General features: G+C 60.5%; 11 protein-coding genes and 2 pseudogenes. 8 read left to right on the plus strand and 5 right to left on the minus strand.

The window, feature by feature from the left end; genetic code table 11:
- Window positions 1–70 precede the first annotated feature (70 nt).
- Entirely contained in the window at window positions 71–1495 is a 1425-nt protein-coding gene (locus tag MYY08_RS00075; protein WP_190296877.1) for an MFS transporter, read from the minus strand.
- A 116-nt stretch (window positions 1496–1611) separates the two neighbouring features.
- On the opposite strand from MYY08_RS00075, the gene MYY08_RS00080 reads away from it, so the two are divergent.
- The 4 genes and pseudogenes from MYY08_RS00080 to MYY08_RS00095 all read left to right on the plus strand — a co-directional run.
- Window positions 1612–2472 (plus strand): helix-turn-helix transcriptional regulator, encoded by an 861-nt coding sequence (locus tag MYY08_RS00080; RefSeq protein WP_190295880.1) that lies wholly within the window; start codon window positions 1612–1614, stop codon window positions 2470–2472.
- A gap of 14 nt (window positions 2473–2486) precedes the next feature.
- Window positions 2487–3677 (plus strand): MFS transporter, encoded by a 1191-nt coding sequence (locus tag MYY08_RS00085; protein ID WP_288012425.1) that lies wholly within the window; start codon window positions 2487–2489, stop codon window positions 3675–3677.
- 221 nt (window positions 3678–3898) lie between these two features.
- Window positions 3899–4384, plus strand: a complete 486-nt coding sequence (oqxR, locus tag MYY08_RS00090) for an efflux pump transcriptional repressor OqxR (RefSeq protein WP_038626093.1) — start codon at window positions 3899–3901, stop codon at window positions 4382–4384.
- Window positions 4385–4540: 156 nt separating this feature from the next.
- Window positions 4541–4723: pseudogene (locus MYY08_RS00095) on the plus strand (alpha/beta fold hydrolase); the annotation flags it as partial.
- A gap of 45 nt (window positions 4724–4768) precedes the next feature.
- Here the strand turns inward: MYY08_RS00095 and MYY08_RS00100 are convergent.
- On the minus strand, window positions 4769–5011 hold the full coding sequence (locus tag MYY08_RS00100) for a hypothetical protein (RefSeq protein ID WP_190295879.1): 243 nt from the start codon (window positions 5009–5011) through the stop codon (window positions 4769–4771).
- Between the two features lie 247 nt (window positions 5012–5258).
- Between MYY08_RS00100 and MYY08_RS00105 the strand changes: the two genes are divergently transcribed.
- The 4 genes from MYY08_RS00105 to MYY08_RS00120 all read left to right on the plus strand — a co-directional run bounded on the left by MYY08_RS00105 (window position 5259) and on the right by MYY08_RS00120 (window position 7875).
- Complete coding sequence (locus tag MYY08_RS00105) at window positions 5259–5612, plus strand: helix-turn-helix domain-containing protein (protein ID WP_038626097.1); 354 nt, start codon at window positions 5259–5261, stop codon at window positions 5610–5612.
- A 136-nt stretch (window positions 5613–5748) separates the two neighbouring features.
- Complete coding sequence (locus MYY08_RS00110; protein ID WP_288012430.1) at window positions 5749–7104, plus strand: glycoside hydrolase family 28 protein; 1356 nt, start codon at window positions 5749–5751, stop codon at window positions 7102–7104.
- Between the two features lie 48 nt (window positions 7105–7152).
- Window positions 7153–7602, plus strand: a complete 450-nt coding sequence (locus MYY08_RS00115) for a ribonuclease domain-containing protein (protein WP_190295877.1) — start codon at window positions 7153–7155, stop codon at window positions 7600–7602.
- Between the two features lie 12 nt (window positions 7603–7614).
- Window positions 7615–7875, plus strand: coding sequence for a barstar family protein (locus MYY08_RS00120; protein ID WP_103790976.1), 261 nt, complete (start codon window positions 7615–7617; stop codon window positions 7873–7875).
- 99 nt (window positions 7876–7974) lie between these two features.
- On the opposite strand, the gene MYY08_RS00125 is transcribed toward MYY08_RS00120, so the two are convergent.
- From MYY08_RS00125 to MYY08_RS00135, 3 genes and pseudogenes are all read right to left on the minus strand, one after another.
- Complete coding sequence (locus MYY08_RS00125) at window positions 7975–10398, minus strand: virulence factor SrfC family protein (RefSeq protein ID WP_104951496.1); 2424 nt, start codon at window positions 10396–10398, stop codon at window positions 7975–7977.
- A complete protein-coding gene (locus MYY08_RS00130; RefSeq protein WP_104951495.1) occupies window positions 10395–13364 on the minus strand; it encodes a virulence factor SrfB in 2970 nt (989 codons plus the stop codon). Before MYY08_RS00130 ends, MYY08_RS00125 begins: the two co-directional genes overlap by 4 nt.
- 2 nt (window positions 13365–13366) lie before the next feature.
- Window positions 13367–13686, minus strand: a pseudogene (locus MYY08_RS00135) (SrfA family protein); the annotation flags it as partial.

Raw genomic sequence — 13686 nt, forward strand, 5'->3', positions numbered from 1 at the left:
GTAAGTAGCAATTTATTCCTCGCGCTGTGAATAACTGAAATAAAAGGCCGGAATAACCCGGCCCCGATCTTTATTCCAGCGGCGCCGTGGTTTGCCGGCACGGAACGGCGAAGGTACGGCGCGACCAGAGCGTATGCGCCACCAGCGCCAGCATCAGCAGCCACTCTGCTGCCAGGGTTGCCAGCACCGCATGGCGATAGTCGCCCTGCAGCAGCATCTGCGTAAATACCGATCCCAGCACCATCGGCCCCATGCCAAAGGCCGCCTGCTGCACCGTCGACAGCGTAGCGCTGCCCGCGCCTGCGTAGTCGCGCGGCACGTCGGCCATGCCGATACGATAAAAGGTACTGACGATCAGCGCCTGCCCGCCGCCGATCACCAGCGTGGCGGGCATCAGGATAAGTACGCCGATCGCCGCCCAGCCGTAGTAAAAGGTCGCCATCAGCAGCAGCAGACCGCTCATCTGAATCGCACAACCCAGCAGCAGGGTGGCGCGCTTACCCAGACGCTCCACAATGCGGGTCGAGCTAATCGAGACCAGGAAATAGGCGGCGCCGAGCGCGATAAAGGCGTTGCCGGAAGAAAAGGCGCTCATGCCAGCGCCCGACTGCAACGTCAGCGCGACGGCGAACATAAAGCCGCTCCAGCAGCTGAAGAACAGCACCGCCAGGCTGATGCCGAAACGCATGCTGGGCAACCGTAGCAGCAGCGGCGGCAACAGCGGGGCGCCGCCGCGTTTTTCCAGCGCGACTTCGGTACGCCACAGCTGGAGTAATAGCAGTGGAAACAGCGCCAGCAGCAGCAGGCATGGCCACGTCCAGTGCAGCACCGGCCCCAGCGCCAGCGCGACCATCAGGCTGCCCGTCGCGCCCGCCAGCAGTAGCGTGCCGGCGATATCTAACGGCAGCGGCTCAGGATTGCGGGTTTCAGGAATAAAGCGTCGCGCCGTCAGCAGAATCGCCAGGCAAACCGGCAGGTTGATAAGGAAAACGCTGCGCCAGCCGTAACCCGCCACGTTCGCGCCAATCAAAAAGCCGCCCATCACCTGACCGATAATGAAAGCCAGCCCGCCAATACCGCCGTAAAGCCCGATCGCGCGGGCATGAGCGCGTCCCTGAAGGGTGACGTGCAGCGTAGCGAGGATCTGCGGCACCACCAGCGCCGCGCCTGCGCCCTGCAACGCCCGCGCCAGCAAAAGCGTTTTCACATCGGTCGCCACGCCGCACAGCAGCGAAGCGACGGCAAACAGCCACACGCCGGTAATAAATATTTTACGGCGGCCAAAATTGTCGCCCAGCCGACTGCCCATCGCCAGGCAGACGGCGAACGCGATGCCGTAGATCGCCACAATCAGCGCCAGCTCGATGGCCGACGCCCGCAGGCTGGCGGACATGGCGTCGAGGGCAACGTTAACAATGGAAAAATCGATCATCGGCAGCAACTGCCCGGCCAGCAACACGATAAGTCCGGCCCGTCCTAACGTTGTTGTATTCATCATGCTTCTCTTGTTTTTGTCACAGGTGAGGCATAGCATCAGCGATTCATTAAACGGGTACCAGTTCTTGATTATCATGGTACCAGCGCTACCTGCCTGTGCAGAAAGAGGACGAAATGACCAACGCGACCCGTAATGAAATCCAGGAAAAATCGAACCATCGTCTGCTGGGCGAATTTTTACGTAGCCGACGCGAGAGCCTTGATCCGGTGCGGCTTGGGCTGCCACGTATGCGCCACCGCCGTACGCCGGGGCTAAGACGCGAGGAGGTGGCGCAGCTGGCCGATGTCGGCGTGACCTGGTATACCTGGCTGGAGCAGGGAAGAGAAATCAAAGCCTCAGCCAAAACGCTGACGGCGATCGCGGCTGCGTTACAGTGTAACGAGGCAGAAACGCAGCACCTTTTTCGCCTCGCGGGACAGGTCTGGAGCGCAGGCAGCGCGGCAAAAGCGTGCGAACGTCTCTCGGCGCACACGCGGATTATGCTGGACAGTCTGAATCCATTGCCGGCGGTAGTGCAAAATCAGCGTTTCGATATTATGGGCCACAACCAGGCCTGGGCGCGTCTGATGAATGTGGATGTGGAAACGCTGCCGGAAGAGGAGCGCAACTGCATGTGGCTGGCGTTTAACCATCCCGGCTGGCGCAGCGCCGTGGCGGACTGGCACGATGTGATGCCGCAAATGGTGGCGATGTTCCGCGCGCAGATGGGCGAACATCTGGGCGATCCGGTCTGGGAAGGCTTTCTGGAGCGATTGTTGACCCATTCCTCTGAATTTCGTGACACCTGGCAGCGCTACGAGCTACGCAGCATCGAAAACCGGGTCAAATATTTCCAGCACCCGCAGGTCGGCAGGCTGGCGCTGCGGCAGAATAACTGGTGGTCTGCGCCGCGCAACGGCGATCGACTCATGGTCTATATTCCGGACGATGAGGCCAGCGCCCGCGCGTTACAGCACATCACTTCTTCTGACTAAGCGAGAACAAAGGATTGCAACAGAAAATCGCCTTGCCCGGCCTTGCCGGGACAGTCGCGCTGGGCGCGGTGCAAATCGTCGCCTGGGGCGGCTCTTTTTATATTATGGCGGTGCTGGCCGCGCCGGTCAGCCGTGAGACCGGCTGGTCGCAGCAGTGGATTTACGGCGCGCTGTCGCTGGCGATCCTCATCTCCGGGCTGCTGGCGCCGTTAAGCGGACGTATTATCGCCCGCACCGGCGGCCGCGCCATGCTGGCCGCCAGCGGCGCGGTCATTGCGGCGGGGCTGACCCTGATCGGGCTAAGCCATGCGCTGTGGCTGTTTTTGCTGGCGTGGGCGCTTATTGGCGTCGGGATGGCGATGGGATTGTATGATGCGCTGTTCGCTACGCTCGGCACGCTGTACGGCGGAGCCGCGCGGCGCGCCATTACCAGCATTACGCTGATCTCCGGCTTCTGCACTACGCTGGTCTGGCCGTTTTGCGCCTTTTTGATTGAGTGGCTGGGCTGGCGTCACGCCTGTTTCGCCTATGCCGCGCTGCTGCTGTGCTGCGTTTTCCCGGCTTATCTGTTCGCTCTGCCGGCCGGCGGCGGCAAAAAAGCACCGGTCGATCGCCGCGCGCCAAAGGGCGAAAGCGCGCTGCCGGGACGTCTGTTCTGGCTGCTGTGCGCCATTTTCACCCTCGCGTCGGTGATTATGACCGCTATCTCGGTACAACTGATCGCGCTGCTGCAGGCGCAGGGTTACACGCTGGCTGGCGCGCTGGCCGTCAGCGCGGTGCTGGGGCCATGCCAGGTTGCGTCGCGCGTAGTGGATATCGCCTTTAAGCGCGGTCATCCCATCTGGACGGCGCTGTTTTCCGTTGGTTTGGTCGCGCTGGGTCTGGTGATGCTCACGCTGTTCCCTCATTTGGCGATCGTCAGTATGCTGATCTACGGCGCGGGCAATGGCCTGCGCGCGATTGTGCGTGGTACGCTGCCGCTGGTGCTGGTCAACGCGGAGGATTACGCGCTGATCACCGGACGTATGGCGCGTCCGGCGCTGATTGGCCAGGCATTGACGCCGCTGATGGGCGGCTGGGTTTTTCATGCTTTTGGCGCGCAGATCACGTTGCTGGTGTTGTGCGCGCTGGCGCTGATCAACGTGGTGCTGACGCTGCTATTGAAGGCGCAGCTGCCGCGCAAAGAGGCGGAACAGTCAGTGTGAAACCGCAGCGTCAGGGCAGGGAAGCCGTCTGTCTCAGGCTGGCGAAAAATCTCGCCTGGCGACAGTTTTCGTTAACTGAAGGCGCGCTGAATTGTGATTATGTGCGTTGCACAGGCACTCTTCTTCAAAAAAGCAACAGTGTTTGTTATATTATTTCGCATTGATTCTTCACAGCCGTGGCGCCAAAAAGAACAATATTTGCCGCAACTCAGGATGATGAAATGTTAGATTACCGCTTCCCGACAGCTTTGCAGATGGTATTAAGCGTAGCGATGGCGGAGCAGTCGGGTAAACGCTCCACCAGCGCCATACTGGCGTATGGTCTGGAAGCGAACCCCAGCTTTATTCGTAAGCTGATGGTGCCGCTCACACGCGACGGCATCATTGTTTCCACTCTTGGCCGTACTGGCTCTATCCATCTTGGACGTCCCGCCGATCAGATTACGCTGCGCGATATTTATGTTTCGGTGATCGAAGATAAGAAAATCTGGGCGTCGCGACCGGAAGTGCCGGCGCGCTGCGTGGTGAGCGCCAATGCCTGTTGGTATTTCAAGGCGATAGCGGAAGAGGCGGAAGAGGCCTCGCTGAAGGTGCTGGCAAAGCGCACCGTCGCCGATGCGCTGGAGGAGCTTAAGAAAAAAGATACCAGCGGCTGCGAGGCGGTGCCTGAGCCTGAACCGGAAATCATCTGTAAAAAGAGCCGCTAAATGCGGCTTTTTTATTGCGGACGGCGCCTGTTTTCTGTGGCCCGCAAAGAAGGCAGGTACGGTTCGAATGATATGGTGATATTAGTTACAACATACTAAAAAGTATATTCAATAAACACATCGGCACTGTGCCAAGGCTAAGCAGGAAAAAGGCGAGAGTCGCCGCTGCTGGCCGTCTGGGATAAAAACAATCCCTGTTTTCTTCCCGCTGGCGCTCATGCATGGAAGCGGGATATTCCTGATGCCGATATTCGTTTTTACGATACTGGCCACTTTGCGTTAGAGACGCACGCACAGGAGATTATTCCCGCCATCCGCGCGTTTCTGGATGCTAACGTCAGGGGACTGAGGGTCAGCAAAACCTGCGGCAGCGGAACGGGACAGTTAGCTCGCCACGCGCGGATGCCATAGCCATTCCCATTGCTGCTCCAGGCGGCGGTTGACCTCGTCGCTGGTCGCCGCGCCAGCCTGTTCGCCAACAAACGTCTTCAGCACGCTGTTGAGTTCGATCTCAACCTGGCCCCGTTCCGAAACGCGCCACGCCAGCAGCCCAGAACGCATTGCATTTTCCAGTTGTCCGCGCGATTTGCGGGTAATTTTTTCCACTTCAGACACAACAAACCACATACCTGTACTCCGCCAACTCATACCTATCAATGGTATCGGCAGAATCTCTTTATTCCTGAGGTGCAAATTTTTATTTCTTTAATGACAAAGAGTTAACTGATGAGGAAGGGGGGCTTTAACACTCAGCGGACGACCTGGCTGCATTTAATGTATCAATATAATTTGCAATTTCCGGTAAATTCAGTCACCGTTAAAGTGTAACTGCAACTGATACTGATACCATTAGCCCTGGCGACGGGAGAGAAATATGAGAAGTGACGCCTTTATTCACGATTTAATCGACTGGATTGACAACAATATCGAAGGCAGGCTGGATCTCGATACGGTATCCGAACGCGCCGGCTATTCGAAATGGCATCTGCAGCGAATGTTTAAAGAGCATACCGGCTACCCGCTGGGCGAGTACATTCGTTCGCAGAAGCTGAAAAAATCAGCGGATCGCCTGACGACCAGCAACGAACCTATCCTGAACGTCGCTATTTCGCTGGGTTTCGATTCGCAGCAGTCGTTTAACCGCAGCTTTAAACGACAGTTCGGCAAAGCGCCGGGCGCATGGCGCCGCAGCGTTGTTCAGCAGCACAGCAAATCATTACAAAGCTGAGTAAGCGCCAGGGCCGGTCTTCCCGGCCCGCGTTGTGAAATATTTCACATTTCTTAACGGCATCACCTTTTTGAAATAGCGTTTCAATAAAAGCTGTGTTGGGATAACGGCACCGTTTTCTTCTGGGACGTACTGAATGATTATTTCCCTGGACGACTATCATCCCGCTGCGGATGGCGAAACCCCCGATACTCTCTGTTTTCAACGTGCGCTCGACGATGTTGCCTCACGCGGCGGCGGCATGCTTTATATCCCTCCCGGACCTTATCTGATCGGTTCGCTGGCGCTCCCGGCTAACCTGACGCTGCACCTTGCCGCAGGCGCCACGCTGATCGCCAGTAGTCGACCGGAAGATTACACCCATCAAGCGCAAAGCCAGGCGGAATGTTCATCGCGCGTGCTGCTTTACGCCAGCCACAAAAAAAACATCACCATTGAAGGAAAAGGGCGCATCGACGGCAACGCCGCCGCCTGGTTCGCCGCCGAGGCGGACAATCAGGGTTACCGGCTGCCGCTGCCGGAGCGGCCGCGCATACTGGTGCTGGAAGCGTGTCGTCAGATCACATTGCAGGATTTTACCATCGAGCAGGCGCCGATGTGGACGGTGCATCTGGTGAGCTGCGAGCAGGTGCGCATCAGCCGTTTGTGCATCGATAACGATCTCACCATGGCCAATACCGACGCGCTGGATATCGACAGCTGCCGTTACGTACATATCAGCGACAGCTATTTCAGCGCCGCCGATGACGGTATCTGCATCAAAACCACGTACAAGCCCGCGCCGCTGCGCGGTCCGGCGACACATATCACCGTGACCGGCACCATTCTGCGCTCCAATAGCTGCGCGCTGAAGATCGGCACGGAAACCCATGATGATATTGAAGACGTGGTCGTAACCGGCTGCACTATCCTTGACTCCAACCGCGGCATCGGCCTGCTGAGCCGCGACGGCGGCCACTTCCGGCGGCTCGCCTTCAGCCACATCACCTTTAACTGCATTTATGGACCGCCGGTGCACTGGGGAAAGGCCGATCCGGTATTTATCTCCGTACGTCCGCGACATCCTGACGTCGCGCCCGGCGAAATCGCCTGGGTGGCGTTCAGCCATCTGACCGGCGCCATGCAGGGCGCGATCAATCTGCACTGCGAAATTCCCGGCGCGCTGCACCATATCAGCTTCAGCCATCTGCTGATCGATCAGCTTAACTGCGTCCACCCGGAGCAGGGCTGGTATGACATTCGTCCGCCCTGTAATCCGGCTAATCCGGGCGGCATGGGATTAGACAATGCGTACGCCATCAATCCCGCCACCCAGCGTCCCTGGAGCGTGGAGCCCTGGCCCGGCGGCATGCCGGGCTTTTACGCCTGCGGCGTCACGGCATTAAGCCTGAGCGAAGTGCAGATCCGCCGTCCTGAACCGCTGCCGCCGGGCTGGCATCCACAGCTTATTGTGAAACGGGAGTGCGACGACGCGCCGGACGTTTCGGTCTGACCATGAGGCTGCTATAGTGACCGTCTCGTTATTTAGCTGTTGAAAACTATGTCTAAAAAACTCTGGGTCGGCCTGATTTTCGTACTGGCCGCTGCCTTTATCGGCCTGCGTCCCCACTTTAACGCGCATCAGGCCGCCACGCCTGCGGCGGTGGCGAAAAACGATATCAGCGCACTGACCGACGATCGGCAGGTCGCAGACTATCTGCGTCAGCATCAGCGGCTGCCGGACTACTATCTGACCAAAGCGCAGGCGCGCCGTCAGGGCTGGGAGCCGTCAAAGGGCAACCTCTGCCAGATGCTGCCGGGCCGCGCCATCGGCGGCGATCGCTTTTCAAATCGCGAAGGCGGGTTGCCTGCGCGCGCCGGACGCAGCTGGTATGAGGCGGACGTTAACTACCGCTGCGGCCGCCGCAGCAGCGATCGGCTGCTTTATTCCAGCGACGGGCTTATTTATTTGACTACCGATCATTACCGCACGTTTCAACGTCTGGAGTAGCCTGTGCTGGAGATGCGCTTTGATTTTTCAACGATAGCCAGCCGTGCCGAATTTTACCGCTGCTTTGCGGAACAGAGCGGTGTGGGCGCCCATTTCGGCGCCAACCTTGACGCGCTATGGGACGCGCTGACCGGCGAAATGGCGTTGCCCGCGCGCATCGTGCTGTGCCATGCGCCTGCGCCCGACCGGTGCGGCGAGCTGGCAGCGATTTTTGCTCTGCTGGAAGAGGCGCAGCGGGCGTTGCAGGGCGAGCTTGCGCTGCATTATTGCTGAAAAGATGGCGGGGAATGAAGCGAGGCCGGGCGCGTAAGCCGCCCGGCTGAACAGGTCAGCGCCCGCCTTGCGGCCGGGCGCGGTAACATCAGGACTGAATCAACAGGACTGAATCAATTTCAGCGCCTGCTGCAAAGGCTGGCGCGCGTCGTCGTCGATATCGCTGCCGCCCGCATAGCCGTTGTTTTCCACGATCAGGGTGTTCAGCCCAACCAGCCAGTCATAAATATAAAACGCGGTGGTATTGGCTGGCGCGGCGGAAAGGCGCGTCAAACGCTGCGACGCGCCGAAGCTGACAGCGGGCGTCTGCGGCTGCGCGAAAATCTTATGGCCGCGGTTGACGCGGCTGTCGGGACGTTCCGCTGCGTCGCGCTTCAGAAAGCCGAGCCAGGCGACGAAATCACCCAGCACCGTCAGCGCACGCGACACCTGCCTGTCTACTTTCCCTTCGCGCGGCGCGTTCGCCGCTTCATGTTCGGTCAACGTGCGCAGCAGGCTGCCAGCGACATCCAGACGGAAGCTGGCGGTGATCAGTTCCTCGACCAGCATCTGCAACGTGCTTTTGCTGACGCCGAGCAGCGAGAGCAGGCCGTCGTTATCTGGCAGGCTGCGCAGATGATGTATCCAGTAGCGCTGTACGTTATGGGCGAACAGGCTGTCGCTGTCGGGCGCCGCTTCTTCAGCGTCGCTGGCCAGCGTCGGGGCAGGCTGGCTGCTGAACAGATCGAATTCGAAACCGATGCCGAAATGGCTGCTGGGCAGATTCGGCGCGGCGGGCGCGTGCTGCGCGCCAGCGGCGGCCAGCTGCTGCTGTTGCGGCAGCAGATAGATGGCGCGCAGCTGCTCGCGCGAAGGCTGTAGCCGCTCCAGCAGCTCGCCATGCAGACCGGTGCGGGTTTGCAGCGCCTTCAGCAGGTTGTCGGCGATCTGCTGCTTTTGCTGTACATCGTTCATCGGCTGCGCCCAGTTGGCCAGCAGGCGATCGCCCAGCTCCAGACGCAGGCGCTGTAAACCCTCTTTCAGACGCGTCAGGCGATCCTGCTGTCTCACCTCCGCCTGCAGCCACACGGCCATACGTTCGATGCCGCCTGCATCCTGCGCCAGCATAGATCCCCAGTCGCTGCCAGCAACGCCGGTCCGTCGCTGCACCGCTTCATCGATATTCACTTTCTGCAGATAACGGCCATCGAAGCGGGTGACTGCCCAGATCAACACCGGTTTCTGCGCTTTCAGTTTATCGCCGTCGCCGCGCTGCATGGTTTTCAGCCACTGGGTCAGCATGCGGCCCACCAGACTGGCGTCCTGACGTTCGCTGGCGGCGGTGCAGACCAGCAGGCGATCCAGCCCCTGGCGCTCGCCGTAAAACTCCAGAAACAGCGCGCGACGGGCGCGCATCAGGCGCGCCGCCAGCGGATGACGGCTCGCCGCCTGCGCCTGTTCATAGCGCGCGTCTTCATCCAGCGCGGCGCCGTAGCCGGGAATATCCACCGCTTCAACCAGGTCGAACAGCGCCTGGCGCGGCGGCGTCGACAGCGGGATCAGCACTTCCAGCGTCAGCAGCTGTAATTCCGCCAGCGAGAGCGCCACCGGGCGCACGGCGCGATCGGCGACGCAGGGCGCCACTTCCACCAGGCGCTCCTGCGCGCCGTTCAGCGTGGCCGCCGCGTTGCTGAACAGCAGCTCTGCGGGCAGCAACGATTCATCCACCAGTAGCGAGAGCGGCGCCTGAACACGCGGCGCATGATGCAGCGCGTGCAGCGTATGCGCCAGCTGACGCCAGAGCGCGGTCAACGTCTCATCATCATTCCACAGCAGCGCAAACAGCTGGGCGCGGTCGTCCACGCTCAGCCAGGGGGCGAGTTCGCACGCCTGCGGCCAAAAATGACGGTTCAGCAGCGCCATGCGCCCGCTGTCCTGGCGACGGCTGAAGTCCCACAGCGCCACCAGCTCATCGCTGGCGAAGCCGCTGACCGGCTGCGGCTGGCGCAGGCGCTGCAAATGCTCCAGCCGCGCCTCCAGAATTTTCGCCTCGCTGTCGCCTTTCGGCTGTTGCAGAAAGGCCATCAGCACCATACGCGTCATTTCCGCTTCGCTAAGCAGCGTCAGCGAAAGCGGCCTGACGGCGTCTTCCACGTCGCGTACGTGACTGAAGCGGGTCGCCATGCCGTAATCCTGATTGCCGGGATTGATATGGGTGAGGTAGTCGATCGCTTTGCCCGCCAGCTGCGTGGTCAGGCGGCCCTGTGCATCGCCGACCAGCGCCTGCAACAGCGACGCTTTCCCCGCCTGCGAAAGGCCGTAAAAGCCGATGGTGCTTTCGCCGGGCTGCGCGCGCTGCATCTGGCGCAGCTGATATTTACCGCGACGCAAAGAAAGTTTCAGGCCATCCGCTTCCATATCGAGACGTGATGAGTGCGTGCGCTGGCTATCGATCCAGGCTAACGCCCGATCGATGCCGCTGTTCATTTCCTCAACCTGCTGGCTGAAGGGCGAGGCCTGCTGATTCAGCGTAACGGCTTTCATTTCTTAAATACGCTCCCGCTGTCAATCCAGTATTGGGCATTGGCATTGCCGCTCGCGGACAATGTATTCAGTTTAAGGCTAAGCTGCGATAACGGCACGCGCGTACCATCATCGAGACGCGCGTCGGCCAGCACAAAGCGCTCCGGCGAGCCGGACTGTGCGCCTTGCTCTACCGCCAGCTTCACGCGCAGCACGCTGTCGCCCGCGATCTTGCGCGCCAGCTGCGCGTCGTTGATGGTCAGGCTGTAGAGCGGCGACGCCAGCCAGCGGTCGTTATCCAGCTGCCGGAAGCCGAGACAAACGTTGCCGCGGATCTGGAAACTGCTTTTACGGTCCGGCGTCCAGTTCGGATCGTCCAGATCGATTTCGCTGTAGCAGACGTTATCGCCGGTCAGCGCATGGTTGTCGTCCAGCATGCCGAGATAGCGGATCGTCGAGTAGGGCTGGAAATCGCCCGCCTTGAACCAGAAGCTCGACAGCCGTAAATCGAGCGCCAGCAGGCAGAGCATCGCCCCAACGGCGGCGGTCGATTTCGGGTTATCGATGCGGCCCATTTTATTAAACGGATACCAGTCGCTGGTGTGGTAGCCCTCCAGCGACAGAATACGGCTGCCCGGCAGCGGTTGCAGATGACGGAACAGCGCCTGCACGCCGGGGAAGCGCGACGGGCGGCCGGTCAGCAGCAGCACGTCGCAGCTGTAGAGCGACACCACTTCCGCCATCGAACGCAGCGCCGGCACGATCGCCATACGGTGCGAGAGGAATTCGCCGTGCAGCTGGCTCAGGCTGACCACCATCGGCACCTGCAAAATATCGAAGCTCTGCTGGCCGCCGAGCGCACGCTGCACCTCGCCGTTGATGTAGTCCAGCACCGCCGCGCCGGGACGCTGCGTCAGCAGTTCGCCGTAAAGCGCTTCGATCTCCGCGCTGACGTCGAGCGGATCGTAGTTTTCATAGCGCTCCAGCACCGCCTGCGCCAGCGGAATAAACAGCTGGAGCGTCGCCTGCTGGCGCAGCGTGGAGAAGCCGTCCATGCGACCGTCGTAGCCGAACAGCTTGTCCAGCAGGCTGTCGGGATTCGCCAGGCCCGCCTGTTTCAGCGCAGCGTTCAGCGCCGGCAGCACGTAGAGCTGAATCACATCCAGCAGAATGTCGTCGCCCGCCACCTTGAAGCCTTCGCGGAACAGCAGGCGCGGATTGATTTTCACGTTGTTACCCTGGCCGTCGTCCAGCGCATAGTGGGTGATCGCCAGGTCGGTGGTGCCGCCGCCGATATCGATCGAGGCGATGCGCAGCGTTTTGCCCGCCGGTTCGTTGGCGTCGCGCAAGCGGTCGGGGCGCGCCATGCTGGCGAAGAAAGCTTCGGCGCGTCCGGCGAAATTCACCTGAGTTTCGTTGAACAGATAAACCATCTGGCCACAGGTCGCTTCATCCCACTCCATCTGCACGTCGGGCACCGGACGGGCGCTCAGCGCTTTGTCGCTGTCACGCTCGAAACCGGCGTCGGCCGGATGCCAGCCCATCGCTTTCCACACCAGCGCGATGGCATCCTGCATGCGGCGGCGGAAAATCTCCCGCTCCGGTTTCGGCATCGCCGAAGGCAGGGTAAGAATTATATGACGCAGCTGACGCGGCGCGTAGCTGTGCGGCATTTTCTGCCGCTGGGCGGCGCTGTTCATCTGCATCATCGCCTGCGCCAGCAGTTCGCTGAGCATGAAGGTCATCAGCGAGCTGCGGCTGTAGTGGGCGGAGAAAACCGGCAGGCGCTCATCTTCCTCGACTTGCCACAGCGGTTCGCCCTCATCGTTGATCAGGGTCATCAGGGGTTCGGCGATCGCCTGCGGCTCGACGCGGTCGGCGCGGTTAAAGCGCCAGCCGGCGGCGTAGCGCGCCTCGTCCCACAAGTAGCGGCGCGGGCTGGAGATGCCGGTGGCGCCTTCAGTGCCGGCGCGCTGCAACGCCATCCGGCTCGCTTCGCGCCCTACGCGCGTCAGAGACGGCCAGACGAAGGCGTCGTCACGGCCGCTTTCGACGGAAAAGTTCTTTTTACCAAAGCTTGCTTCGGCGAACTCGACGCGGCTGTCGAACATCTCATTGTAGATGTGGTGCGGCTGAGTAAGGTCACGCAGCTGTAACTCATAGGTCTGCTTCAGGCCGTTGACTTCGTCAGGGTGATCTTCCACCAGAATGCCGCAGGTATGGGAGTTGCCGACGTCGAGGATCAGATCGACATTCACTACCGGCTCTTGCAGGGTAGCGGTCAGCACGCGAATATCGGTCAGCGCCAGCTGGGTGCCCAGCAGCTCCAGCAGGTTGAGATAGTGCGCCTGATATTCAAACTCGCGCAGCGCCATTTTGATTTCGTGGGCGTGACGTGCTTCCTGCTCGGCGGCGCGCTGGGTAAAGACTTCGCGCAGCCAGCCGTCAACCCAGGTGAGATCGAGGAATTCGCCCAGCTCATAGTTATGCCAGGCCAGCGCGAAGCCGACGCCGTTGTTGGCGTCGTCAGGCGTCAGCATTAAATGCGCCTCATCGCTCTCGTCGGTACAGGTTTGCGTATCGAATGCCAGAATTACGCGGTGCGTATTGCCTTCCGCGTCAGGCTTATCCAGCGCCACGACCTGCAGGCGCGCCCAGTTTTCCGGGCCGCCGATAAACTGACGCGGCGGGGCGCAGCGCAGGATCGGCAGCGGCAGCCAGAGGCCCGCCAGCAGCTCGAGCGACTGCGCCAGCGTGGTGGAGCACTCCGGCTTCACCACTTCGGGCGCCGCGCCGTTCTCCTGCGGCAGCAGAAAGCGGCCGCTGGCGGCGTCCGGCATCACGCGCAGCAGCGGGCCGTTGGCCGTCTGGCGCACGAAGTTGCGAGGCTGGCTGTCGTTCAGGCAGATAGCGAAATCAAGAAACTGGATGCCGCTTTCGGCAATCAGGGTAATTTTCTGTTTAAAATCAGTGATGGGCGCCAGCATTCTTATTTACTCTCACGCTTGATCGACATCGGGTAAGTGACATCATTGCCAAATTGCGCTTCACACACGGCGGCGCCATCTCCCTGTTTACATACCAGTTGCGGCATTTTGTAACGGGTGCCGTTAACGCAGCGGGCGGTATAACGACTGTTGATAACCAGGTTGCCTGAGCTCATCAGGCCAGCGGTGGTCTCCGCCTTACAGCGCGTGCCGTCGCCCTGAACAATGGTGGCGGTGCCTTTGCCGTCGCGGAACTGATAGCGCAGGGTGGGCGCTTTGAAACCGCGCATATTATTGAGCTGCAACGTAACGCGCCAGGTGC

Origin of the sequence: Mixta sp., assembly GCF_024610815.1 — a bacterium.
In the GTDB taxonomy this organism is placed as follows: domain Bacteria; phylum Pseudomonadota; class Gammaproteobacteria; order Enterobacterales; family Enterobacteriaceae; genus Mixta; species Mixta calida.